The organism is Phenylobacterium sp. Root1290 (genome assembly GCF_001425305.1).
Taxonomy (GTDB): Bacteria; Pseudomonadota; Alphaproteobacteria; order Caulobacterales; family Caulobacteraceae; genus Phenylobacterium.
The window spans coordinates 1,103,505-1,126,045 of sequence record NZ_LMEE01000001.1; the positions used below are offsets into that span (position 1 = coordinate 1,103,505).

Sequence of the window (22,541 nt, forward strand, 5' to 3'; positions counted from 1 at the left end):
CGGGCCCGGACCATCACGGCCAGGCTCGGCTCATCAGTGATCGCGGCCTGCGGCGAAACTCAACAGCCTTGGCTGGGGCGTAGTGGCGCTTCGCGTGGACACTTGCCCGCGACGGCGCCGCGCAAATCGCTGTGGAGGAGCGAGCAGCTCAACTCCCGGCCAGTTGACTCAATCGTTCCCTTTTTGTTCTAGGTGGCCTGACAGACCTGGAGCACCCCGATGGCCCACCAATCCTATGTCGGTTTGACCGACCCTGTCCGAGAGTTCGACGCATTGAGGCCATACGTGAACCAGCTTCGAAAGATGCAGCAGCGCTGCCGGCCCTTTGGCCGCGACTACCACGCCATCGCCATCGCCATCGAAGCCCTTGAGACCACGGCCTACCACTTCACCCGGCAGGCTCACTTCTACGCGGGTAAGCCGCACGGTTAGAGTTCCCGAGCCGGTAATGTGTGGCGGCTATAGCCTTTGCCGGCGCTCGGCTGACATCTCTTCATTTGTGCAGCACCGAACGCACGACCCCGGCCACCGACGTCCCGGCGATGACCGCCCCCGCGCTAGTCAGGCCAATGACCAGTTCATCGTTCAGAGCCGCGACGACCACGATCAGCGCAACCATGATCAAGGTGCAGATTGACCGGATGATCGCGGCCATGTCCCAGAGAACTTGGACGTTGACGGTCTTGTGTGTCTGGCCGTCCCGCATTGCTGCGCCTGCCCGGGGTGGGGCGCTCGCCCTCGCCGGCCGGGCTGACCGTGGCCGGGAGGGTGACGGCGCGCGCGGCTTGTCCACCGCAATCCGTGGCTTCGACGTCATGGCATGCCCTCTTCGGCGACAATCCGAACGGAGACCACGCAGCTGTCACGACCTAGGGATCGCAACACTCGACGTCTCTCGTCGTCGAGGAGTGTCCGGCGACCAGGGCCTAGGGACGAGGCGGTTTCAATGTCCCCGAGAATGGGGGGACGTCTTCCGAAGCGTGCGGCGCACGCAGAGGCCGTTCGGCTGACGCGCAATGCAAGCGGGCCACGCGCCCCAAATCGACGACGTCCAGGAAAGGTCCAACATGAGCCCCAGCAGTCCATCAGTCGCTCCCGTTGCGGGGCTGCGGCGATCGAAGGCGGGGTCAACGGCTGTCGACGACGCATTCGGATCGACACAGCTGACCGCTGCATCCACCAAATGCCATCGTCGACCTGGGCGCCGGGGTCGAACGGGGCGAAATGTTACCGTGAGAGTCCGCCGAAGCGGCAGTACAGGTATCGCGGCCCACGCATGAGACGGGGCGCTGCCCCATGTCCTCACACGCACCAATCCGGGCACAGGCCCTTGATCGACGGCTCATCTAGGCGCGATTCGTAGCGTGCTGAAAGCTTGCCTGCAGCGCCGCCGCTATTGTGAGAGCGCGCGAACAGACGCGTCTCGAACCAGCAAGACCTTCCAGCGTCGTGCAGCCAATTGGCGGCGCGTCTTGGCTGTATCGACGACCTTCAGCGCTAGCCTTCAGCCCTCGAGCCTACGTCGCTGGCGAAACGTGCGCCCTTGGCGAGCCTGCGGCCGAGTGCCGCGACGAAGCCCTGATAGCGGTCACGGCCCCTTGCTTGCGCCGCCGCCTGCCCGGCTTCGCCGATGACTGGCGCCACGACGAGCCACTGCCGAACGAACAGCGCGGTCAATTCAATGAGGATGGTGAGATCGCGGCCCAGCCGTTCGATCGTGCGGCTCTGCTGGTCTAGACGCCGCAGAAGCGCGGCCTCGTGGCGCTCCGACGAAGGCGGTTCAAGGAAAGCGGCGATCGCCGCCTCGGCGACCAGCGACTTCGACTGACCGTGCTTCTTCGCAAAGGCCTCCAGCTGCCGCAGCCGCGCGGGTTCAACATAGACCGACAGGCGGGACTTGGCGCTCACAGCGCGACCCCGTCGTCTGGATCCAGACTTGCCTGGCGAGCGATCCCCTGAGCGCGCGGGGCGAAGCCCTGCTCGGCCCCGTCGTCTTCGGCGCCGCTGGCCCACCAGTCGAACTCCGGCTGTTGCGGCGCCGGCGGACGCTCGGCGCCCTGGTCGATCTCCGGCGCTCGGCGCAAGCCCCCCTCCGCCTCCGCCTCGCCGCCCCCCGCCTCAGCAGGCGTTCCAGGCGCCGGACCAGCGATTTCGCGCCAGTCATGAGCGGTCGGACCTGCGATCGTCGAGGCCGGCGCCATACCGATCCGCTCGGCCAGCCGCCGGTCACGGTAGTAGCGCGCCTTTCGGGCTCTGATCGGCGGCGCTCCAGCGACCATGACCAGTTCCTCGTGAGCGGGCAGCTGCATAACCTCGCCCGGCGTCAGCAGAGGTCGCGCAGTCTCCTGGCGCGACACCATCAGGTGGCCGAGCCAGGGCGACAGACGGTGTCCCGCATAGTTCTTTATCGCTCTTAGCTCGGTGGCCGTTCCGAGGGCGTCGGACACCCGCTTGGCCGTCCGCTCGTCGTTGGTCGCGAAGCAGACCCTGACGTGACAGTTGTCGAGGATGGCGTTGTTTGCGCCGTAGGCCTTCTCGATCTGATTGAGCGACTGGGCGATCAGGAAGGCCTTAAGCCGATAACCGGCCATGAAGGCGAGCGCGCTCTCGAAGAAATCCAGCCGGCCCAGCGCGGGGAATTCGTCGAGCATCATCAGCAGTCGGCGGCGATCTCGGCCCGGCAGTTCCTCGGTCAGGCGCCGGCCAATCTGGTTGAGGATCAGGCGGATCAGCGGCTTGGTGCGGCTGATGTCCGACGGCGGCACCACCAGATAGAGGCTGGCTGGGCGAGCCGGCGATACTAGGTCGGCGATGCGCCAGTCACACTGGCGGGTGACGTGCGCCACGACCGGGTCGCGATAGAGACCCAAGAACGACATCGCTGTGGACAGAACGCCCGAGCGTTCGTTTTCGCTCTTGTTCAGGAGCTCGCGGGCCGCCTGGGCCACGACCGGATGAGGGCGGTCTCCGAGATGCAGCGTCGCCATCATCGCGCGCAAGGTCCGCTCGATCGGTCTAGCGGGATCGGACAAGAACGCAGCCACCCCCGCCAGAGTCTTGTCCGGTTCGGCGTAAAGCACGTGCAAGATTGTCCCGACCAAGAGACTGTGGCTGGTCTTTTCCCAGTGGCTGCGCCGCTCCAGCGCGCCTTCCGGATCGACCAGGATGTCGGCGATGTTCTGGACATCGCGCACCTCGGCGTCGCCGCGCCGCACCTCGATCAACGGGTTGTAGGCGGCGCTATCTCGGCCTGTGGGGTCGAACTTCAGCACCGCGCCGACCCGCGCACGGCAGGCCGAGGTCAGAGCCCAGTTCTCGCCCTTGATGTCATGGACGACGAGCGAGTCCGGCCAGGTCAGCAGCGTCGGCACCACCAGTCCGACGCCCTTGCCGCTCCGGGTCGGCGCAAAGCACAGGACGTGCTCGGGGCCATTGTGGCGAAGGTAGCCGGCGCTCACACGGCCCAGAACTACGCCGGCGTCGACAAGCAGGCCGGCCCGGGCGATATCGCCTGCCCCGGCCCAGCGCGCCGAGCCGTAGGTGGTGACGTTGCGGCTCTCCCGGGCCCGCCAGACTGACATGACGATCGAGATCACCACCGCGACCGCGACGCCGCAGGACACAATCGCTGCACCTTCCAGAAAGACGCCCGGCGCATAGGCATCGAAGGCGAACCACCACCAGAAGAACGACCAGGGCCGATAGAGAGGAAGCCCGCTGGCGACCATGAACGGCGCGCCTAGCTCCGGCTGGAACCCAAAGCGCCAAGCGGTCCATTGGGTGGCGGTCCATACTGCAGCCGTCATCAGCCCCAGCACCACCGCCAGCTGGGCCCACATCACCTTGGTGCCGGACATATTTCTCTCCTAGATCTGCAGGCCAGGCTTTCGGCCGTGACGCCAATCGATCCGGCCGCCCTCCCCCAGGACGCCCGCCACGGTCTGGCCGAGGCGGCGGTCGAGGTCGGGCCGCCAGGGCACGAGGTGAAAGCCAAGCGCCCCCTCGATCATGGCGAAGCGGCCGGACGCGGCGTCGATCCTGCGCCGGTAGACGCCCTCGACGGCCTCGCCGGTCGCCGCGACCTGCCGCGCAAGTCCGCTCTGGCGCGCCACAGCGGCGGCGACATCTTCCAGCTCGCGTTCTCGCAACGTCGAAAGCAGGTTCCGCGCGAAGATCAGCCGCGTCCCCTGACGCTTGGCCAGGCCTTCGCTCGTCAGGTGCTCACCACGGGCGACCAAGGCCTCCCTCACCTCCTGGCCGAAGCCGCGCTCGGCCAACCCCTCGCGCCCGTCCTTGGCGACCAGGCGGCGGTCGAGCCAGGTGGCGCCCCGGGCCGTGACCTGAGCATGAAGCGCCAAGTCCGAGCGGACCGAAAGAACAGACCGCCCATTCTCGAGGGCTCGCAATTCGACAAGGCTCCCGATCGGCGCGTCGCTGGCGTCGTCGAGCGTGCGCAACGCGACGTGGTGTAGCCGGCCGTCCAGTCCCTCGATCGCCGCGTAGGCGCTGCCTCGCAGCTCATCGTCGTGGCCGCGCGCCGCAAGCCGTCCGACCACCTCGGTCGAGTTCAGTTCGATGTCGGATGGATCGAGCGCGCCGCCGCGTCCCGACAACGCCGCATGTAGCCGCGCGATGACGTCGCCCTCCCGCCCCATCGCCCGCAGGACCTGCTCCGCATCCTGGGCAAGGCGCCAGCGGCCAACACCTTCGGCGCTCGCCAACCCCATCGATTCGAGTTTCCTCAAGCGTGCGATACGGGGCTGGTCTCCCTCGCCCGTGCGTCTCTGACGGGGCCGCAGGTCGACCACCCCATCTTCGCCGGCCAAGCGGCGCAAACTCCTGTCGACGTCGGTCCAGCGGTTGGCCTCAACCTGGCGGGCCAGTTGCTCGGCGATCTCTTGCTGGCTCCGCGGCCCAAGCTCGAGCTGGACGAGCTCGCCGGCGCGCGCCCGCAGACCGTGGCTGATGTAGTCGCGGCTGATGACCAGATCGAAGCCGTCGTCGGTCCGACCGCGGACAAGGATGTGAACGTGCGGGTGACCCGTGTTCCAATGGTCGATCGCCACCCAGTCGAGCCGTGTCCCCAAGTCCTTCTGCGCCTGTGCCATCAGCTCACGCGTGAACGCCTTCAGGTCGGCCATCTGCTCGCCGTCGTCGGGTGAGACGATAAAGCGGAAATGGTGGCGATCATCGGCGCAGCGCCCGGCGAAGGCGCCGCCGTCGGCGGCCTCCCCTTGAGCGTCGAACAGCCGCCCGCTTTGGCCGTCCTTGGTCACACCCTCGCGCTGCAGGTAATTCACATGCAGAGCCAAGGCGCCGGGCCGCGGCGAGTTGCGCACCACCCGCGCCTTCACCACCGCGCTGCGCGCGCCGTGCGCTTGTCCGTGACGAACCGCGAGGCTCGCCGCCCTGCCTCGTCCAAACCGACCTCTCGGACTTGCCGGCGTGCTCGCCAGACCTCCAGCACGGGTCGCGGCAGCCAGGGCTTCCCCGACGAACGTCCGCCGGGACCTGCGTTGGTCGCCGATGCGTCCTGGCCGGACCTCGAAGGGCCAATCATCAGTCACGACGGCCTCGCGAGGCGCGCCAAGCGCCAGCCGCGCCAGCTCTTCCGCCGCAACGCAGGCTGCGCGCGGGATTCACACATCGCCCTAGCGCGATGATTTTACTCAGCTCCTTCCCACATCCACCCCGCCGCACCTCGCGGCTTTTATCCTGCCCTCCCTCGAATCCGAGAGCACCACGCCCCCTCCTCCCGAAACCCCAGCCCTTGAATCCCGGACTCATCGCTGCCCCCTGAGGAACCAGGCCCCTCATGGCGCGGCCTCCGCCGTAGCGGGGCGGGCCACGAACAGTCCGCTTGCCGCGGTCTGGCGGCTGACGAATAACATCGGCCCATGAGCCTGCTCTGAGGGCCTGCCTGCAGACTGCTCATCAGGCGCCTTGGGATTTCCGGCTGCGGCGATCAGCGGAGCCAGAGCCGCCACATAGGCCCGTGTCTCGGCCGGCAACGGACGGCCCGCGAGATAGGCCTCGTAGCGCGCCGGCCCTGCATTGTAGGCGGCCAGGAAGCCGGGCGCGCCGAAACGTTCGTGCATCTCTCGCAGGTAGGCTGCGCCGGCCAGAATGTTGTCGCGCGGAAGAAATGGGTCCTCACCCAACCCATGTCGGGCCCTGAGCTCCGCATAGGTCTGCGGCATCACCTGCATGAGGCCCATGGCCCCGGCCCGCGAAACAGCCTGCGGCCGGAACGCGCTCTCAGCACGCATCACCGCCCAGATCCAGGCTTGCGGCAGGCCAAAGCGCCCGGCGGCCTCCTGCACGAAAGCTTCGTGCGGGGAGGCCTCTTCAGCCGCGCTCGGGCCGCCCGCGGCTGCGACAGAGAGCACGGCGGCGAGCAGGACGCTCCGCATCCTACCGCTGGCCCTTTAGCCAGACCGGACGCGCCGGCCCGACCACAGAGTTGGCGGGGAGCGGCCCGAAGTAGCGGCTGTCGAGCGAGCCCTCGACGGCAGTCAGGACGAAAATCTCGCCCGCAACCAAGCGACGACAGCCGCGCCAGACCGGCAGCGGCTGTCCAACTTGGTCAGCGTCCTGCGCGCGGGCCACCAGCGCCCCGTCGAGACTGACCACAGCGCCCGAGCGGCAGGCCACGCTGGGTTCGACCGCCGCTAGTTGTTTGACGAGCACCGCGCCGGTCGGAAGATATCCACGCTGGTCGAGCCATCCTGCGAGGGTGGCGGGCGGCGCCACGGCCACCCAATCTCCCACCTTCGCAGGACGCGACGGCTGCACGCGATAGAGCCCGACCGGCGCGCTCTGCGTGGCGTTCCAGACCCACCGCGGCGGGCCTGACGACGGAGCCGCCAGCAGGCCGAGCGCGCCCAGGCCGAGGGCGAATATGCACGCAGCGTGCGCGTTCGGCCGCCGGACTAGGCGCGCAGCGATCACGGCCGGACGCCTTCGAACGGGAGGCTGGGACGGCGCGCGGGCCGCACGACGCCGACCCCGGGATCGCTTGTCGAAACCCGCGAGCCGCGGTCGGCCCAGGCCTGCAGTTCGGCCATGGCGTAGACCACCCGGCCACCGATCTTCTTGTAGGACGGCCCCGTGCCGAAGGTGCGGTGCTTCTCCAGCGTTCGGCCCGACAATCCGAGGAAGCGGGCGGCCTCCGGCGTGCGCAGCAGGCGCGGCGGCAATGGCGTGTTTTGGTCTGACATCTCAGCGCTCCGAGACATTGCGGTGAGCGCGGGGAGCACGGAGCTCCCGGCGCCTGGCAAGCCTCGCTCGGCGCGAATCGGCGAGGGATGGCGAAGGGCTTCGAACGCGCCCGTCCCATCCGCCACGCCGCGACGGCCCTGCGCCCGACGCCGGACGCAGGGACCGCCCCGACGCCGTTCAGACCTGCCGGGCGTGCAGGTAGTCGCAGGCCCTCTGGGCGTGGGCCGCGGCGGTGAAGATGAAGCGCGGCTGCGCCTTCAGGACGCCCAGCCAGTGACCAAGATAGGCCGCATGGTCGGAGCGCGGGGTCAGTTCCAGCCCGAGGTCGGCGCAGAGAAACGCCGCGCCAAGTTCGGCGACCAGTTCCTCGCGGGCATAGCCTTCGTCGCCGAAGCGCGTGCGTCCGAAGTCACGGTCGAGGCGCGCCGGATGGCGCGTCCAGTGCGTGCACTCGTGCGCCAGGGTCGCGTAGTAGCTTTCAGGATCGTCGAAGGCCTCGAACGGCGGCAACTGCACGCGGTCTTCATGGACGCTGTAGAACGCCATGTCCCCGCCGTGCCGGATGTCGGCGCCGACGGCCGCGAAGAACGCCTCGGCCCGATCGATCCGCTGGGCCGGGTCGAGGCGGGGCGCTGCGAGCGCATGGTAGCGCGCCGGCAAGCCGTCGACCTGCTCGACGTTGAAGACCGTGTAGGCCTTCAGAAAGCCGATCTGGCGCTCGATGTCCTCGCCGCCATCGCCCGTCTCCGTGCGAGTGATGTGGTTGGCGTAGACCACGGTGGCGCCCTTCTCGCCCTTGCGGACGGCGCCGCCGGCGGCGAGCGCCTGGCGGAAGGTCATCCAGATCGGCGCGACGTAGCCCCGCGCGATCGCCTGGCTCCAGAGCAGCAGGACGTTGATCCCGCTGTAGGGTTGGCCGGTGAAGCGCAGCGGCCGGGTGACGGCGCCGGCCGGATGGCTGGCCGACCAGGGCTTGGCCCAGGACCGAACATTGGTCTCAAGGTCGGCGACGATGGCGTCGGTGACGCGGGTGTAGAGATCCTGCCGCGGGCCTTGCGGGCGAGCGGGAGCGGTGGGGCGCGACATGGCGGCCTCCGATGTTCAGGGATGTGATGAAGTCCGCCGCCCGGGCGCTCGCCCAGGCGGCGGCGTGGGGTCATTCGGCGTTGCGGCTGCGCGACCAGATCAGGACGTAGCCTTCGTCGGCGTCGACCAGCGAGGCGTAGATCGGCGCCGGGAAGCTGGGGTCGTCCAGCTTGACCGAGAGGTAGTCGCGGTTCTCCTTCGAGGTCTTCTTCCAGGCCGCGCCGAACTCGGTCTGGCCGGTGAAGATGCGGTAGTCGGGGCCCTTGTCGTTCTCCTTCTCGGCGGGCCGGAAGACCGCGGCCTTGACGTTGAGCGTGAGGGTCTTGATGTCGCCGCGGATCGAGCTGTCCTCGTGCTTGGCGAAGGCGCCGATGGTGGCCATGGGAAGTCTCCGTTCTGTGCGGGCCGCGCCCATCGCGGCCTCGTGGCGATCGCCAGGACGGGGCGGCCGGCGTGGCGCAGCCTTCAGGCCCGCAGCGCAGCGGAGGACGGCGCGGGCAGGCTTCTTTGCCTCGCGAGGAATGACGCCGCAGGCGACAGGGGAAAGAAGCCGGCCGCGCCGTTGGGCCGCGCCGGGCGATCCGGCCAGATCACGCCAAGAGGACGCGAGGGGACGGCCCGCCGTTGAGCGAAGATCCATGTCCGCCAGCGAGGCGTCGCCGAGTGACGGTCAGTTCGTTTGCGGAAGATAGCGAGCGCGTGCGCGGACGCAGGCCACGTGCGGCCCGCCGAGGAGGACGGCGACAGACCTGGCGACCAGGGCGCGGCCTGGCCGAGTTCGGTGCGCATGGAGGACCGGCTGAGTGGAGACGTGGCGCACAGAGGGATCAGCTGGACGATCTGGTCTGGCGCTGGCCGCGCCGTGTCGTCGGCGTGACCGATGGGGAGGCCACGGCGCGCGGACGCTCGCGCGATGCAACGCACGGGCGCCGTGGCCGGGGCGTCCCGGCCACGGGCCATACCCATCCCCTAAGCGGCGAGGTCGGGCGCGGTCTGCGGCTCGCCGGAAGCCTCACAGGCACGCAGCAGGATCGGCAGCCAACCGGCTTCCAGGACCAGAGGCTCGGCCGCTTCGATCAGTTCGGGCTTGCGCAGGCCCGCAAGCCGCTCTGCGGCCTCGGAGCCCGCCGCTTCGCGCACCGCCTGCACGATCTGCGCCTTGGTGACGCGCCCGAGGTAGCGGCGCGCATCGGCGCGCCAATCGCCAGTCATCGAGAGCCCGACCGACGCGGCCAGGGCGTCGGCATGCCGAAGGGCCAGGGCGCGGCCACGCCATCCGCGCACAGCATCGGCGGTGAGCGCGACGCAGTGAGCGAGCAGGCTGGCGCGGCTGTCGCTGTCGAGGTCGAGGACGAAGGCCCAGACGAGCGCCGCGTCCTGCGGCATTTGCCGCGCCCAGGTTTCGTGACGCGCGGCGATCCTGCGCGCCGCCGGACCGTCGTCGATCTGAGGCGCCTCAGCCTCCAGGCCGCGCGACGTCAGACGCACGTCCAGGCAGGTGGCGCCAGAGCCAGGAAAGAACGTCGCCAGGACCAGGGCGTGAAGCAGGGCGATCTGAGCCACGTCCGGGTGTTCGGCCAAGGCGTCGCGGAGCGAGGCGGTGCGATAGGCGGTGAGTTCGGCGATCAGCCGGTCGGGCAGCGGCGCGCCCTCCCCGTCGTCTTCGTCCTGGTCCAACTCATCGGATGGCGGATCGTAGATGGTCTCACCGTCATCGCCGAGCGCGTCCTCCTCGGATTCGGGTGGGGGCGCGGCGTCCGCCGGACGAATGAAGCCGCGCTCGATCCGTGCCTGGCCGTCATGGCCAAGCATGACGAAGAGCCCGCCTCGGGCGATCTCGTCGACGTCATAGGCATAGGGCTCGCCGAACGCTTCCAGCGCCGTGTCGATCTCCTTGAGCCGCGCCTCGGCGTCCGGGGGAAGCTCATCGAGGTCCGCGAAGCGCTCGACCAGCCCGTCGTATTCGGCGCTGAGGGCTTCGATCTGGGCCGCATCCTCTGCGCTTCGCTCAACCTGATGCGGATAGACCCGCGCAAAGCCGTGGCCGGTCGGATAGTCCAGATGCGCCTCGCCCCACTTCCAGCCCTCGTCCGCGCGCAACTCCTCGGCCAAGGCGGCGAGCTTTTGCATGACCAAGGCGTCGAGCAGCGCCACGTCGTCGAGCCAGCCGCCACGGTCATCGGTGAAGAGGTCGCGGGTCAGCGTGCCGCCCGCCTCGACATAGGCCTCGGCGCCGACGAACTGCGCGCGCCGGTCGCTGGCGGCGACCTTGGCGGTGGTGAGGGCCGCGCGGATGTAGGCCGGCGAGCGGTTGTAGCTGAGCTGCTCATAGACCTGCTCCTGGCGGGCACGGTCGTCGGTGACCGCGAACGCCATCAGTTGGTCCAGGCCGAGGTCTTCGGCCCGATAGAGGTCGATCAGGCGCGGGCTGAGGTTGGCGAGCCGCAGGCGCTGGCGCACCAGCCCTGGGCTGACCCCGAACCGCGCGGCGATCTCCTCGGCGCCATAGCCCTTGCGCTCGTGCAGGTCGCGAAACGCCTCGAACTGGTCGGCCGGATGCATGGCCGAACGGGTGACGTTCTCGTCGAGGCTGATCTCCTGGGGGTCGTGCTCGACGTCGATCATGCAAGCCACCGGGTGGCTATTTTTGATGGTCTTGCGGCGCGCCAGCAGTTCCAGGGCGAGCCGCCTTCCCTCGCCGATGGTCACCAGCCAAAAGCCGGTCATGGCGCCACCGTCGTCCCGCTCGGGCTCGACGACCGGCTTCTGCAGCATCTTCTTGGCCGCGATGCTCGCCGCCAACGCCTCCACGGCCTCGGCGCTGTGCGGCGTCTTGCGGGCGTTGCGCGGCGACTTCTTAAGCTTGTTGAGCGGGATTTCGATCTCGGCGCCCGAGACGATATCGATGTCGGTTCCTTGGGTCATGACGATCTCCTTCTTGAGGCATGGGTGTCAGGCGCACGGCGCCTGGCGCCCTGCCCGTCGGCGAGACCGGGTGTGCAAGCGGAGCGGCCGCTTCGCGGGGAACCGGCTGCAGGGCCCCTTCACAGCCCTGCCGGCCTGACGCCCGCGAGGGGACCGAAGCTGGGCGGAAGCGGCTGCGAAGCGCGCTGAGGGCGGAGCCCTAAGCCACGGCCGCGCCCGCGGCGCGGCGTCAGGATGAAGGCTGCAAGGAGCTCGGCCACAGGCTGAGCGGGACGCGCCGTCGGGAGGTCCGCGACGCCGGAGGCGCGCTCGCGACGGCCCCGTAGGAGCCGCGCATGCGCGGCGGGACCGAGGCCGATCGCGGGCCGACCTCACTTCTCACTTTCCTCGGTTCAGAGAGCATCTGGCTCCGAGCGAATCTGTCGCCTTGCTTGCGACTCCGGCCCGCTCGCCGTCGATCTCTTGAGCGCGCAGCAAAAAATAGCAGCTGCAAGGGATTGCCCTGCGGCGTGTTGCCTCAGGCGGAAACCAGCGCTTTTTCAGAAACTTCAAAGTGCAGCTCGCGCCAGCACGACGGCCAGGCCGAGCCAGCTCGCGCAGGCCCCTTCAACTCGACCTCGTCCTGGCCCGCGCTCATGCGCTAAACGCTCCCCGCCTTGTGCGGCCTGCCCTTACGGCAAGGCGCCCAGCGCCCGTGTCAGGAGATTGCCGATGAACGCTCCAACCGCTTTCCGTTCTTTCGATCCCGCCGAGCCGCGCCATGATTGGACGCTCACCGAGGTCGAGGCCTTGTTCGAGCTGCCGTTCATGGAACTGGTGTTCCGCGCCGCCGAAGTCCACCGCGCCACGTTCGACCCAAGCGAGGTGCAACTGGCGCAGCTGCTCAGCGTCAAGACCGGCGGGTGCCCGGAGAACTGCGGCTATTGCAGCCAGAGCCAACACTTCGAAACCGGCGTGTCGGCCAGCAAGCTTGTAGATGCGACCACCGTCATCGCCGAGGCGATGCAGGCGAAAGCCGGCGGCGCGCAGCGCTTTTGCATGGGCGCAGCCTGGCGTGACCTCAAAGACCGCGACGTGCCGAAGGTGGCGGCCTTGATCTCGGGCGTAAAGGCGCTGGGCCTGGAGACCTGCGCCACCCTGGGCATGATGACACGCGACCAAGCCCAGGCCTTGAAGGACGCCGGCCTCGACTACTACAGCCACAACCTCGACACCGGGCCGGACTACTATGACAAGGTGGTCACCACCCGAACCTACCAGGAGCGGCTCGACACCCTGGAGGCGGTCCGCAGCGTCGGTATGTCCACCTGCTGCGGCGGCATCGTCGGCATGGGCGAGACGCGGAAAGACCGCGTCGGCCTGCTGCACGCCCTGGCCACCCTGCCCGAGCATCCGGGCAGCCTGCCGATCAACGACCTGGTGCCGATCCCAGGCACGCCGCTAGGCGACTCCACGCCGGTCGATCCGCTGGAATTCGTGCGGATGATCGCCGTGGCGCGGATTGTCTGCCCAAAGAGCGTGGTGCGCCTGGCGGCCGGCCGCGAACATATGAGCCGCGAGCTGCAGGCGCTATGTTTCCTCGCCGGCGCCAACTCGATGTTCATCGGCGCCAAGCTGCTGACCGCCGCCCATCCGGACAAGGACTCCAACGCCTCCCTGCTGGCGGATCTCGGCCTACGACCGATGACGATGGCGACGGGGGCTTAAGCGCCTGCGGCCTGTCGGCGCTCGCCAAGCGCGTCGACAGGCCGAGGCCGAGGCCATCGTAGGGGCGAGCCGGCACGCGGCAAGGCGAGCGCCTACTGAACTCTGAAGCGATAAGGGACTGCCTGAGGCGCGAACCTGTTCACGAAGGTTCGGAAGCTCTCGCCGTAACACTCTTCGGCGCCGTTGACCCGCTGGCGCATGTAGGCCTCGAGGTGCGACTTAAGGGTCTCCTCCCAGCAAGCAAGCGCCTGCTCGCGCGCGGCGCGGCTGCTCGCCCACCGCCAGGGCCAGCTGCGGACGACGGTCCGCTGCTCGTTCAACCAATCGTACGCCTCTTCGAGCGCGTAGAGCTTGAAGGTCCGCACCCCTTCGCGATCATTGCCGGGGTCCATCGTCACCTGAAGCAGTTCGCGAATGACGCCATGGGCATGCGTGTCCGCCTCGTGGCGCAGCTGGCCCCGATAGGTCAACAGCGCGATCCATCCCGCAGCGACGGCGATGACCAGTCCGCCGACACTCGCCCACGCGGCCGCAATCTCCGCGAAATCCTTCAAGTCATTGTCCCTCGCCCCCGCTAAGGAGCAGCCCATGGCTGCATGTCGGCCTCATCTGAAACCCGAGTTTCCGGCGTTGGGAACCGGCTTCTTGAGCCTCGCCCAGACCTTGCCCGTCGCAGAGCCTGGCCATAGAAGCGATAGTTCGGGCGCCGCTGAATACGCGCCGACCATGAGCCGGGGGCGAGGTTGTCACATCCTCGCGGCAGCGGTCGGTTTTGCCAACAGGCGGGCTCCGAACGCTCGGAGATTCCAACGCCCGACCCCATTTGCGCATCCGTCTTGCGCGTCCCATCGGTTTGATTCAGACTCCCCCTGCCGGCGTCCGCGCCGGTAGGGGCTTGGAATCCCCTGTAGAGCGTTCACGACGACATAGCCGGCCGGCGGGCCGGTGCGCTGACTGCCGCTTCATGGCGGCGGTCGCATGCGTGTGAGTGTGGCGGCCGCCGACCGGTCCCGCAGGATGTTCCAATGCGCGTCACATCGCGCCGCCTCTTCCAGACCGAAGGGAGGGGCGCATGGCATGCCCGGACGAATTCGAAGCGGACGCGCCCGATGCCGATCGGCCGACGCTTGAAACGCTCTATCGGCGCCATGCGCCGTGGCTCGCCGCCGTCCTTCGCCGCCGTTTCGACCCGCAGGTCGCCGAAGACATCGTCCAGGAGGCCTATATCCGCCTTCGTCCCTACGAGGCGCAGGGCCGCGTGGAACGACCGCAAAGCCTCTTGCTTCGGATCGCCGAAAATCTAGCCTACAACCATTCTAGGAGCTCGCGTCGGGCCAAGGCCCGGATCGAACGTCTAGCCGAGGTGGGCCGTTGTCATGAAGCGTACACCGACGCCGAGCAGCATGAGGCCCTTCTCCTCAAGGAGATCGTGGAGGGCCTGCCCACGCCGCTGCGGGACACCTTCATGCTGAGCCGACACGCCGGGATGAGCTACGCCGAGATCAGCGCCCACACCGGCGCGCCGGTCAAAACGATCGAAGCGCGCATGTCCAAAGCCCTGGCCCTCATCTCCGCACGGCTGCGGGATTGACGAAATGACCGCCGACGCCGCGCCCGATCAAGTCGAGAAGGAGGCCGCCGACTGGTTCGCGCGCCTCAACAAGCTGTCGATCACGACCAAAGCGCTTGAGGACTTTCACGCCTGGCGCCGGGACCCGGCCCATGACGCCGCCTATGAGCGGATCGAGGCGCTTTGGGAGACGGCCGGCCGACTGGGCAAGCACCCCGACACGGCGCGCGACGTCGCCGCCGCGTTGGCGCGCGGCCGACGAAAGCGAAGGTTCGCGCGCCTGGGGTCACGTCCGGCGCGGATCGGCGCCGGACTGGCCACGGTGACGGCCGCAGCTGCTCTGGTCTTCACGTTCGCAATTGAGCGGCCCACGCCCTACGCGACCGGCCTTGGCGAGCAGCGCCTGGTGAGCCTTGATGACGGCAGCCGGCTGCGGCTTGATACGAGCACCCAGGTCCGGGTGAAGTTCAAGCCGGACCGCCGGGAAGTCGTGCTCGTCCACGGCCAGGCGTTTTTCGACGTCGCCCATGACACGGCCCGACCTTTCGTGGTCATGGCCGGAGATCAGTCGATCAGGGCGCTCGGCACTCGCTTCGACGTCCGCAACGACGCTGGCGACGTGCGCGTGACGCTGGTCCAGGGCGCTGTCGAGGTGAGCCGCCAGAGCGATGGCCAAACCTGGCGGCTGGCGCCGGGCCAAGGGCTGGCCGTTCGAGGCCAGACGGTGGCGCCGCCAAAGGCGGTGGACGTGACCGCCGCGACCAGCTGGACGAGCGGCCGCCTGGTGTTCCGGGCCGCGCCTCTGGGTGAAGCGGTCGCCGAAGTGAACCGCTACAGCGCTGACAAGATCGCGCTCGACAATGCCGAACTGCGAAACGTGCCTGTCAGCGGTGTCTTCGATGTCGGCGACACCCGGGCCTTCGTCTCGGCGGTCAGCGAGCTGTTCAACCTGCGCGCCGTCGAAACCGGTGACGGCTACCGATTGGAGCCCCGCGCCTAGACACGCGCTATAGGGGCGGACAACATCTATAGGATGTTTTTTCGATCCCCCATCAGGGTAGGCCCCGACCTGCGGTGCTTACCCCTCAACAGCGGCGCAACGCCGCCTGATTGAGGGGGAAGCATATCATGTCCAATCGCACGGCCTTCGGCCTCGCCGGCGTCAGTCTCCTGGCCTTGCTCGCATCTTCGCCGCCCGCCCTCGCCGCGCCGGCCGAACCTGTGCTCAGCTTCGCGATCCCGCGCGGGCCTCTTGAGAAGGCGCTCACGGCCTACGCCACCCGGGCGGACATCCAGCTCCTCTACACCCCCAACGTCGTCCGCGGCCTGCACAGCGAGGGCCTGATCGGCGACTTCACCGCCAAGGCCGCGCTCGCAAAGCTGCTGGCCGGAACCGGCATCATCGCCAAGGAGAGCCGGCCGGGCGTCATCGTGCTTCGGATCGGCGTAGTCGCGACCCCACTTGCGACTGCGACGACCGAGGTCGCCGCCACCCCGTCCATGCTGGACGAGGTGGTGGTGACCGGCACCCATATCCGCGGCGTCACGCCCGGCGCTTCGCCGGTCGTGAGCGTCGACCGCGACGCGATCGACCGTCGGGGCTTCGCTACCGTCGCAGACACCCTGGCCGCCCTTCCGCAGAACTTCGCGGGCCTGGCGACGCCCGCGGCGACCTCCACCGGCGTCGACACCACCTCACAGAACGCGGGCCGCGCGACGACCATCAATCTGCGCGGCCTTGGGCCCGACGCCACGCTGGTGCTGGTCAACGGCCGGCGGATGGCCGGGGCCGGCGGCCGTGGCGACCTGGCGGACGTCTCCGCGATCCCGACAGCGGCCGTCGAGCGGATCGACGTGCTGCTTGACGGCGCCTCGGCGCTCTATGGGGCCGACGCCGTGGCCGGCGTCGTCAACGTCATCCTGCGCAAGGACTTTGACGGCGCCGAGACGCGCGCCCGGGTCGGTGCGGTGCGGGGCGGCGGCGAAGAGTTTCAGATCGCCCAGACGCTGGGTCGCACCTGGAGCACCGGGCGGTTGCTCGGCTCCTACGAGTACTACGAGCGCCAGGCGCTCTCGTTTTCGGATCGGTCCTACACCCGCAGCGCCGACCTGCGCCCGATGGGCGGAACAGATCATCGCAGCGTCAACGCCAGCCCAGGCAATGTGCTGATCGTCGATCCAGTCACAGGCCTGACCCGACCCGGCTGGGCCATCCCGGCCGGCGCGACGAGCTTTCCGCTGGCGCCGGCTGACTTTCGGGCCGGCGAGGTCAACCTGACCGGCCTGCGCGACGGCATGGATCTGTTGCCGCACCAGAAACGCCACAGCCTCTACGTGGCGGCCGGTCAGGCGCTCTCCGAGACGATCGAAGTCGATGGAGAGGTTCGCTACGCTCATCGCACGTCGCAGAGCGCCTCGCTCGCCCCCACTGCGACAATCACGATCGCGACGAACAACCCTTACTTCGCTTCGCCCAACGGCGCCCGCAGCCACCAGATCGCCTATTCGTTCTTGGACGAGCTTGGCAACTCGCGCGCCGACAGCACGGTGGAGAGCCTGGGAACCGCGATCGGGCTGAAGGCCGATTTGTGGTCCGACTGGAGGCTCGAAGCCTACGGCGCCTACGCCCGCGAACTGACCCGGTCCTCCACCACCGGCAGCGTCAACTCGCTCTTCCTGCGCGAGGCGGTCGGGGCTGTGGTCGACAATCCGGCGACCGCGTATCGCGCGGCGCACGACGGCTACTTCAACCCCTATGGCCCGAACAACCGCCTCGTTCTGGACTTCATCGGCTCCGGCTACAGCCGCCAGCGCTACGAGGGCGAGACCTGGTCATTGAACGCGCAGGCGGACGGCAAGCTCTGGACCGCGCCGGGCGGCGACGTTCGCCTGGCTGTCGGCCTGCATGCGCGGCGCGAGGCGTTCGACCAGGAAACCGAGAGCTTCACCTCGGCCGCCGTTCCGACGATCAGCCGCCCCTCGACCTACAAGCGCGACGTCACGGCCGCCTTCGCCGAGCTCCGCGCGCCGATCGTCGGCGAGGCCAACGCCCTGCCTGGCGTGCAGAAGCTGGAACTGTCGCTGGCGGCGCGGATCGAGCACTATGGAGGCATAGGCTCGACCACCAATCCTAAGCTCGGCTTGGTCTGGGAGCCCTCCGGGGACCTGCGCCTGCGCGCCAGCTACGGCACCTCGTTTCGTGCGCCGCTGCTGAGCGAGGTCCACGCCGAGCCGTTGTCCGCGGCCGCCTTCTACAACTATCGAAACGGGCGGATCCTGGCGATCAATCTCAGCGGCGGGAACGCCGACCTCGAGCCGGAGACCGCCACCTCCTGGACGGTGGGCTTCGACTGGCGTCCGCACCAGTTCGAGGGCCTGGAACTCTCAGCAAGCTTCTTCGACACGGCGTTCGAGAACCAGATCGATCGGCCGACGACGCGGTTCATCCAGCAGGGCCTCGACCATCCGGCGATCGCGCCCTTCGTCCGTTTCGTCGGTCCCGCCAACTCTGCGGACCTGGCCTATGTCCAATCGCTGATCAACGCGCCCGGCTATCTGAGCGGCAGCCTCTACCCGGCCAGCGCCATCGGGGTGGTGGTCGACGCCCGGTTCGTGAATACCGGCGCGACCCATGTCCGCGGCGTGGATCTTTCGGCGACCTACGACTTCGAGGTCGCCGAGAACCGCTTCGATCTGGCCGCCAGCCTCTCGTACCTGGCCGACTACGAACTGCAGCTGACGCCCACCTCCTCGACCGACAACTATGTGAACCTCGTCGGCCAGCCGGTCGATCTCCGCGGGAGGGTCTCAGCGACCTGGCGGCGGAACGACTACTCCGGCCTGATCGCCGCCAACTATGTGGACGACTACCGCGACACCGCTGGCCAGCGGGTCGACTCCTGGACGACCTTTGATGCGCAGTTCAGCTGGACGCCCTCGGCGGCCGCGCTCAGCGGCCTGTCGATGTCCTTCACGGTTCAGAATCTCTTCGACACGCCGCCTCCGTTCGTCGATGGCGCGACCGGCGTCGGCTACGACCCCGCCAACGCCGACCCAGTGGGGCGTTACGCCTCGATTTCGCTGACCAAGCGCTGGTAGGGCCTGCACATGCGCGTTTTGACGGGGCTGTGCGCTCTGGCGCTGGCGTTCGCCTGCCCTCAGGCGAGCGCTGGGAGGAGCTATACGGTCGAGGATCTGCTGGCCACAGAGGCGCTGGGGCGCGCCCAGATCGATCCTGCGGGGCGCTGGGCGGTGGTGGAGCGCCAGCGCCCCTGGCGAGATATCTCCGATTATAGCTATGGCGGGCTCACGCCCATGCTGTTGTCGGAACTCTGGATCGCCGACCTCAAGTCTGGCGGTCCGCTGATGCGGCTCGCCCCGACGCAGCCTGACACCGGCTATTTCGCCGGCCCCCTGTCGCCGGACGGCTCACGCCTGATGGTCTACCGTCTTAAGGGGCCCTCGCTGGAGGCCGGCGTCGCCTCCCTCGCAGACCGCAAGATCGCCTGGACCGGTCAGACGCCTGAGTTGCCGGTATTTGGTCGGGCGGCCCAGTGGAGCCGGGATGGCCGGCTGTTGGCGCTGACGACCGCAGATCATCGTCTGCCCTACCATCTGGCGTCGCGCCGAACTGTCCAAGACCAGTTGCCGGGCCGCTGGCGTACGGCGGCGCGCGGCGAGGCGCCGACCCGCACAGCGATCGGCAGCGGCCGGTTCCTGGCGATGCGGGCGCAGAAGACGCCGGGCGCGCTGGTCGCCATCGACGCCCGATCCGGCGCCTCCGAAATGCTGGCGGCGGGAGAGTTCATCGATCTGGAAGTCTCGCCGTCAGGCCGCTGGGCGGCGTTGATCGAGCGGGGCGAGGACATCCAGCCCCCGGCAGACCAGCCGGCGCGGGTCGCTTCGGCGACGCGAATGCTGCGCCTGACCCTGGTCGACCTTCGCAGCGGACGGGTGACGCGCCCGTCCCTGCCCTCGCCGGTGGCCACGGGCCTGCTGTCCTGGTCGAACGACGAGCGCCTCCTGATTGCGCTCGCCCCGGACGCGGCGAGCCGCCGACTGGCGGTGGTGTCAGCCGCGCGCGGTCAGGTCCGCATCCTTGACGCGGTCTCCCCAGCCCTCACGCGCAACCTCGAGGGCTCGGTCTATCTGCGCGCGGAGTGGCGAGGCGCCGAACCGTTCGTCTTGTCGGCCGCCTCCGCGGGCGGGAGCGGCTGGCGAGCCGCCGCCAGCGCGACCGCGAGCGACGCCGCGGTTCCGGAGCCCGGCGCCCCCGCCGAGCCCGGCACCCGTCTGCAAATGAACCCGCCGCGGCGGTCGTCCATCGTTCGCATCGGCGACGAGATCGCGTCGATCGGCGCAGACGGACGCATCCTTGTTCGGTGGCGTCCGCCCCCCGGCGGCGAGGTGTTGGCCGGCGGCGGCGATCAGTTGCTGGCGAAGGTCGCCTCTCCGAAGGGCGTCTCAACACTGATGCATATCTCCCCGCAGGGAGAAGCTGTTCTCGCCACGCTGAATGGGCGCCTGGAAGAGGTCGATCCCGCCCGAATCGAGCCGGTGCGCCACCGCGGACCGCACGGCGAGCCGCTCACCAGCTGGCTCTACCGCCCGCCGACGAGGTCCCCGCGCGGATTGGTGGTCATTCCCTATCGCGGATCGGTATACGCCGCGCCGCCGGCGCTCTACGCCCCGGAGGCGATCAACACCTATCGCAACGCCCAGATCCTTGTGGGTGCGGGCTATGCGGTCTTGGCGCCGAGCCTTCCCTATGAGGCCGGCCAGACGGGACCGGCCCAGGGCGTCGCGGCCGACATTCTGCGGGCGGTCGAGGCGACCGACCTTCAGGCCGGTCTCGATCCGGCGAAGGTCGCCCTCTATGGCCACAGCTTCGGCGCCCTCTCCGCCGTTGCGGCCGCCAGCCAGAGCGATCGCTTCGCCTCGGTGATCGCGGCGGCCGGCGTACAGGACGAAGTCGCCAGCTGGGGAGAATTCGTCCTGCACAACTGGGTGACGCCTGAAGACGGGCCGTCGTCCCCGCTCAGCGCCGGCAAGGTCGAAAGCGGCCAGGCCGGGCTCGCCGTCCCGCCCTGGCGGGCGCCCGAGCGCTATCGCACCGCCAGCAACATCTATGCTGCGGACAAGATCACAGCGCCGGTGCTGCTGATCCACGGAGATCTCGACGACATCCGCGCGAGCCAGTCCCAGGCGCTGTTCACGGCGCTCTATCGCCAGAGGAAGGACGCCGCTCTCCTCACCTACTGGGGGGAAGGCCACACCTTCGCGAGCCCAGCCAACATCCGCGACCTCTACGCTTCGATCCTCGACTGGCTCAGCGAGACGCTCGACACGCCCCCTCCCAGCGCCGAACCCAAGCCTCCACCGTCAGGGTCGTAAGAACCAGATAGGCGTCGCCACGCCAGATCTGGTGCTCGGGCGTGAGCACATGCTCGAAGCGCGCGCGATCGATCAAGCCCTCGGCGGCGAGCCGGCCATCGAGGAGGTAGGACCTCGTCCAGGGCAGGCTCGCGGCGACCCCGCGGCCGTAGTAGCCGGTGAGTTCACCCTTGCCGCGCCGATCGCGGATGGCCGGTGGGAGCCGCTCGCCGAACACCGCTCGCGCCAAGCCCCGGTCGCGACCGCCCAGGGTCAGCTGGTCGGCGGGAATGGCGAGCCACCGTTCCATCATCGGCTGGCAGATCAGCGGATGCACCACCTCGGCGACACGGGATCTTTGGTTGTCGATATGGATGGCGAGCTTCTGAGCCAGATGGGCGATATGCGCGCGCTTGGCCGGCGGCAGATCCCCCGCCGCCTCCATCCAGGGATGGCCAGCAACGCTGGCCTCGCCAGTCCACGCCGCGCGAGCGTCGAAGGCGCAGGAGGTCAGCGACCACACCGAGCGGCGGGTCCAGCGGGCCACCTCCAACAGATAGGGCGAAGCGACCCCAGCCAGGCCGCGGGCGCGGATGTAGTCTGCGGCCAGCACCGGCGTCGGCGTCTGGAAGAAGACCATGTCGCCGCCCTGGCCGGTGAAGACCCGGTCAGCCCCGAGCGCCAGGGCCCGCGCCGCGCCGTCCAGGTCGCGCTGTCCATCAAGCGCCGTGAACCCTGGACGAAGGCCCGCCGCGCCAGCTTCGAGCGCCTCCGGCGTCATGGCGAAGGGCGGCTTCACGGCCTCGACAAGCGGCAGGTCCCAGAGCGCCGCCACCTGCCGGGCGTATAGCCGCTCGTCGCCCTGGCCGTCCGCGGCATGGTAGTTGATCCATTCGCGCACCTTGCCGCCGGCGACCCTGGCCAGGCTGGCGGTGAGGATGGAGCTATCGAGACCACCGGAGATTTCGGCCTGGATAGCCGCGCTGCCGCTCGCCAGCGCCCCGACGCATTGGTCGAGCAGGTCTGGCAAGGCCTCCATGTCGGGTGCGCCCTGGCGTGCGAACTGCTGCGGGCGCCAGAGCTGAAGCTCATCGCCTTCCCTGCCCTGCAGCGCGCCCGGCGTGACCGAGGTTAGGCCGGCCAGTCCCGATTGGACCGCCGCGGCGCTGGAGCTGACCAGCCACCTGGCGACAGCGCTCCAGTCGATCGAGAGATCAGGCGAGTAGACCGCCGGCAGCCAGTCCGGAAGCTCGGACCCGACCATCACGACCGGACCGACCTGCCAGCGCATAGCCTCCACGGCGCCCGACGGGTCGCGAAAGATCATAACCCCGCCGCCCGCCTCGTGGATCAGGCCGACATAGCGTCCCCAGAAATGCGCGCAGAGATCTCGGGCGACCTCGACCCCGGGGAGCGCCTGGGAGATCCGCACGCTCGGCGGTTCGCCGCCGACTGGCCGCCCAGCCCTGTAGAGGTCGCCGATCAGCCAACCCCGGCCGGCCTGCAACGTGCGCACGGGCGTATCGCCTCGGACCATGATCAGCGCCCCAGGTTGGTCCACTGCGATCCGCCAGCCCTCGGCGCCGCGGGCGGCCTCGCGCAACAGGGCCAGCCTCTCGGGGCCCTGCCCGACATCCAGCGCGGCGAGATAGGCGACCAT

18 protein-coding genes are annotated in these 22,541 nt (G+C 68.9%); 6 read left to right on the plus strand and 12 right to left on the minus strand.

Annotated features, from left to right (window positions below; genetic code table 11):
• The first annotated feature begins 285 nt into the window (after positions 1-285).
• Positions 286-432, plus strand: a complete 147-nt coding sequence (locus ASC79_RS05375; protein WP_156378336.1) for a hypothetical protein — start codon at positions 286-288, stop codon at positions 430-432.
• A 61-nt stretch (positions 433-493) separates the two neighbouring features.
• On the opposite strand, the gene ASC79_RS05380 is transcribed toward ASC79_RS05375, so the two are convergent.
• The 10 genes from ASC79_RS05380 to ASC79_RS05425 all read right to left on the minus strand — a co-directional run bounded on the left by ASC79_RS05380 (position 494) and on the right by ASC79_RS05425 (position 11,232).
• The gene (locus tag ASC79_RS05380) at positions 494-706 is read right to left on the minus strand and encodes a hypothetical protein (RefSeq protein WP_056020772.1); all 213 of its coding nucleotides are present in this window, start codon (positions 704-706) and stop codon (positions 494-496) included.
• A gap of 791 nt (positions 707-1,497) precedes the next feature.
• Positions 1,498-1,908: a hypothetical protein gene (locus ASC79_RS05385; protein WP_056020775.1), complete on the minus strand. Its 411-nt coding sequence runs from the start codon at positions 1,906-1,908 to the stop codon at positions 1,498-1,500.
• Positions 1,905-3,857 carry a conjugal transfer protein TraG gene (locus tag ASC79_RS05390; RefSeq protein WP_056020778.1) on the minus strand — a complete coding sequence of 651 codons (1,953 nt, stop codon included), beginning with the start codon at positions 3,855-3,857 and terminating at the stop codon, positions 1,905-1,907. The genes ASC79_RS05385 and ASC79_RS05390 overlap by 4 nt, the downstream gene beginning before the upstream one ends.
• A gap of 9 nt (positions 3,858-3,866) precedes the next feature.
• A complete protein-coding gene (locus ASC79_RS05395) occupies positions 3,867-5,339 on the minus strand; it encodes a DUF3363 domain-containing protein (RefSeq protein ID WP_255352724.1) in 1,473 nt (490 codons plus the stop codon).
• 474 nt (positions 5,340-5,813) lie between these two features.
• Complete coding sequence (locus ASC79_RS05400; protein ID WP_056020783.1) at positions 5,814-6,413, minus strand: lytic transglycosylase domain-containing protein; 600 nt, start codon at positions 6,411-6,413, stop codon at positions 5,814-5,816.
• Position 6,414: 1 nt separating this feature from the next.
• On the minus strand, positions 6,415-6,951 hold the full coding sequence (locus tag ASC79_RS05405) for a S26 family signal peptidase (protein WP_056020786.1): 537 nt from the start codon (positions 6,949-6,951) through the stop codon (positions 6,415-6,417).
• The gene (locus ASC79_RS05410) at positions 6,948-7,220 is read right to left on the minus strand and encodes an AlpA family transcriptional regulator (RefSeq protein WP_056020789.1); all 273 of its coding nucleotides are present in this window, start codon (positions 7,218-7,220) and stop codon (positions 6,948-6,950) included. Before ASC79_RS05410 ends, ASC79_RS05405 begins: the two co-directional genes overlap by 4 nt.
• Before the next feature lie 178 nt (positions 7,221-7,398).
• Positions 7,399-8,307: an ArdC family protein gene (locus tag ASC79_RS05415; RefSeq protein WP_056020792.1), complete on the minus strand. Its 909-nt coding sequence runs from the start codon at positions 8,305-8,307 to the stop codon at positions 7,399-7,401.
• Between the two features lie 70 nt (positions 8,308-8,377).
• Positions 8,378-8,689, minus strand: a complete 312-nt coding sequence (locus ASC79_RS05420; protein ID WP_056020795.1) for a DUF736 domain-containing protein — start codon at positions 8,687-8,689, stop codon at positions 8,378-8,380.
• A 587-nt stretch (positions 8,690-9,276) separates the two neighbouring features.
• On the minus strand, positions 9,277-11,232 hold the full coding sequence (locus ASC79_RS05425) for a ParB/RepB/Spo0J family partition protein (RefSeq protein WP_056020801.1): 1,956 nt from the start codon (positions 11,230-11,232) through the stop codon (positions 9,277-9,279).
• A 711-nt stretch (positions 11,233-11,943) separates the two neighbouring features.
• On the opposite strand from ASC79_RS05425, the gene bioB reads away from it, so the two are divergent.
• Positions 11,944-12,939 carry a biotin synthase BioB gene (gene bioB, locus ASC79_RS05430; RefSeq protein ID WP_056020804.1) on the plus strand — a complete coding sequence of 332 codons (996 nt, stop codon included), beginning with the start codon at positions 11,944-11,946 and terminating at the stop codon, positions 12,937-12,939.
• A 92-nt stretch (positions 12,940-13,031) separates the two neighbouring features.
• Here the strand turns inward: bioB and ASC79_RS05435 are convergent, their stop codons facing one another.
• The gene (locus tag ASC79_RS05435) at positions 13,032-13,493 is read right to left on the minus strand and encodes a hypothetical protein (protein WP_156378337.1); all 462 of its coding nucleotides are present in this window, start codon (positions 13,491-13,493) and stop codon (positions 13,032-13,034) included.
• 434 nt (positions 13,494-13,927) lie between these two features.
• Here ASC79_RS05435 and ASC79_RS05440 point away from each other — a divergent pair, with 434 nt between their 5' ends.
• The 4 genes from ASC79_RS05440 (at position 13,928) to ASC79_RS05455 (ending at position 20,902) form a co-directional block, all read left to right on the plus strand.
• The gene (locus ASC79_RS05440; RefSeq protein ID WP_156378338.1) at positions 13,928-14,530 is read left to right on the plus strand and encodes an RNA polymerase sigma factor; all 603 of its coding nucleotides are present in this window, start codon (positions 13,928-13,930) and stop codon (positions 14,528-14,530) included.
• Between the two features lie 4 nt (positions 14,531-14,534).
• On the plus strand, positions 14,535-15,509 hold the full coding sequence (locus ASC79_RS05445; protein ID WP_056020813.1) for a FecR domain-containing protein: 975 nt from the start codon (positions 14,535-14,537) through the stop codon (positions 15,507-15,509).
• 128 nt (positions 15,510-15,637) lie between these two features.
• Positions 15,638-18,607 carry a TonB-dependent receptor gene (locus ASC79_RS05450; RefSeq protein WP_056020816.1) on the plus strand — a complete coding sequence of 990 codons (2,970 nt, stop codon included), beginning with the start codon at positions 15,638-15,640 and terminating at the stop codon, positions 18,605-18,607.
• A 9-nt stretch (positions 18,608-18,616) separates the two neighbouring features.
• Positions 18,617-20,902 carry a S9 family peptidase gene (locus ASC79_RS05455; protein WP_056106218.1) on the plus strand — a complete coding sequence of 762 codons (2,286 nt, stop codon included), beginning with the start codon at positions 18,617-18,619 and terminating at the stop codon, positions 20,900-20,902.
• On the opposite strand, the gene ASC79_RS05460 is transcribed toward ASC79_RS05455, so the two are convergent.
• Positions 20,838-22,541, minus strand: a complete 1,704-nt coding sequence (locus tag ASC79_RS05460; RefSeq protein WP_056020821.1) for an asparagine synthase-related protein — start codon at positions 22,539-22,541, stop codon at positions 20,838-20,840. The genes ASC79_RS05455 and ASC79_RS05460 overlap by 65 nt on opposite strands.

Bases quoted from the DNA above. Each gene is read 5' to 3' on its own strand.
- ASC79_RS05380 (WP_056020772.1), bottom strand. From the start codon at position 706: ATGCGGGACGGCCAGACACACAAGACCGTCAACGTCCAAGTTCTCTGG.
- ASC79_RS05390 (WP_056020778.1), bottom strand. From the start codon at position 3,857: ATGTCCGGCACCAAGGTGATGTGGGCCCAGCTGGCGGTGGTGCTGGGG.
- ASC79_RS05400 (WP_056020783.1), bottom strand. From the start codon at position 6,413: ATGCGGAGCGTCCTGCTCGCCGCCGTGCTCTCTGTCGCAGCCGCGGGC.
- ASC79_RS05410 (WP_056020789.1), bottom strand. From the start codon at position 7,220: ATGTCAGACCAAAACACGCCATTGCCGCCGCGCCTGCTGCGCACGCCG.
- ASC79_RS05415 (WP_056020792.1), bottom strand. From the start codon at position 8,307: ATGTCGCGCCCCACCGCTCCCGCTCGCCCGCAAGGCCCGCGGCAGGAT.
- ASC79_RS05420 (WP_056020795.1), bottom strand. From the start codon at position 8,689: ATGGCCACCATCGGCGCCTTCGCCAAGCACGAGGACAGCTCGATCCGC.
- ASC79_RS05425 (WP_056020801.1), bottom strand. From the start codon at position 11,232: ATGACCCAAGGAACCGACATCGATATCGTCTCGGGCGCCGAGATCGAA.
- bioB (WP_056020804.1), top strand. From the start codon at position 11,944: ATGAACGCTCCAACCGCTTTCCGTTCTTTCGATCCCGCCGAGCCGCGC.
- ASC79_RS05445 (WP_056020813.1), top strand. From the start codon at position 14,535: ATGACCGCCGACGCCGCGCCCGATCAAGTCGAGAAGGAGGCCGCCGAC.
- ASC79_RS05450 (WP_056020816.1), top strand. From the start codon at position 15,638: ATGTCCAATCGCACGGCCTTCGGCCTCGCCGGCGTCAGTCTCCTGGCC.
- ASC79_RS05455 (WP_056106218.1), top strand. From the start codon at position 18,617: ATGCGCGTTTTGACGGGGCTGTGCGCTCTGGCGCTGGCGTTCGCCTGC.
- ASC79_RS05460 (WP_056020821.1), bottom strand. From the start codon at position 22,541: ATGGTCGCCTATCTCGCCGCGCTGGATGTCGGGCAGGGCCCCGAGAGG.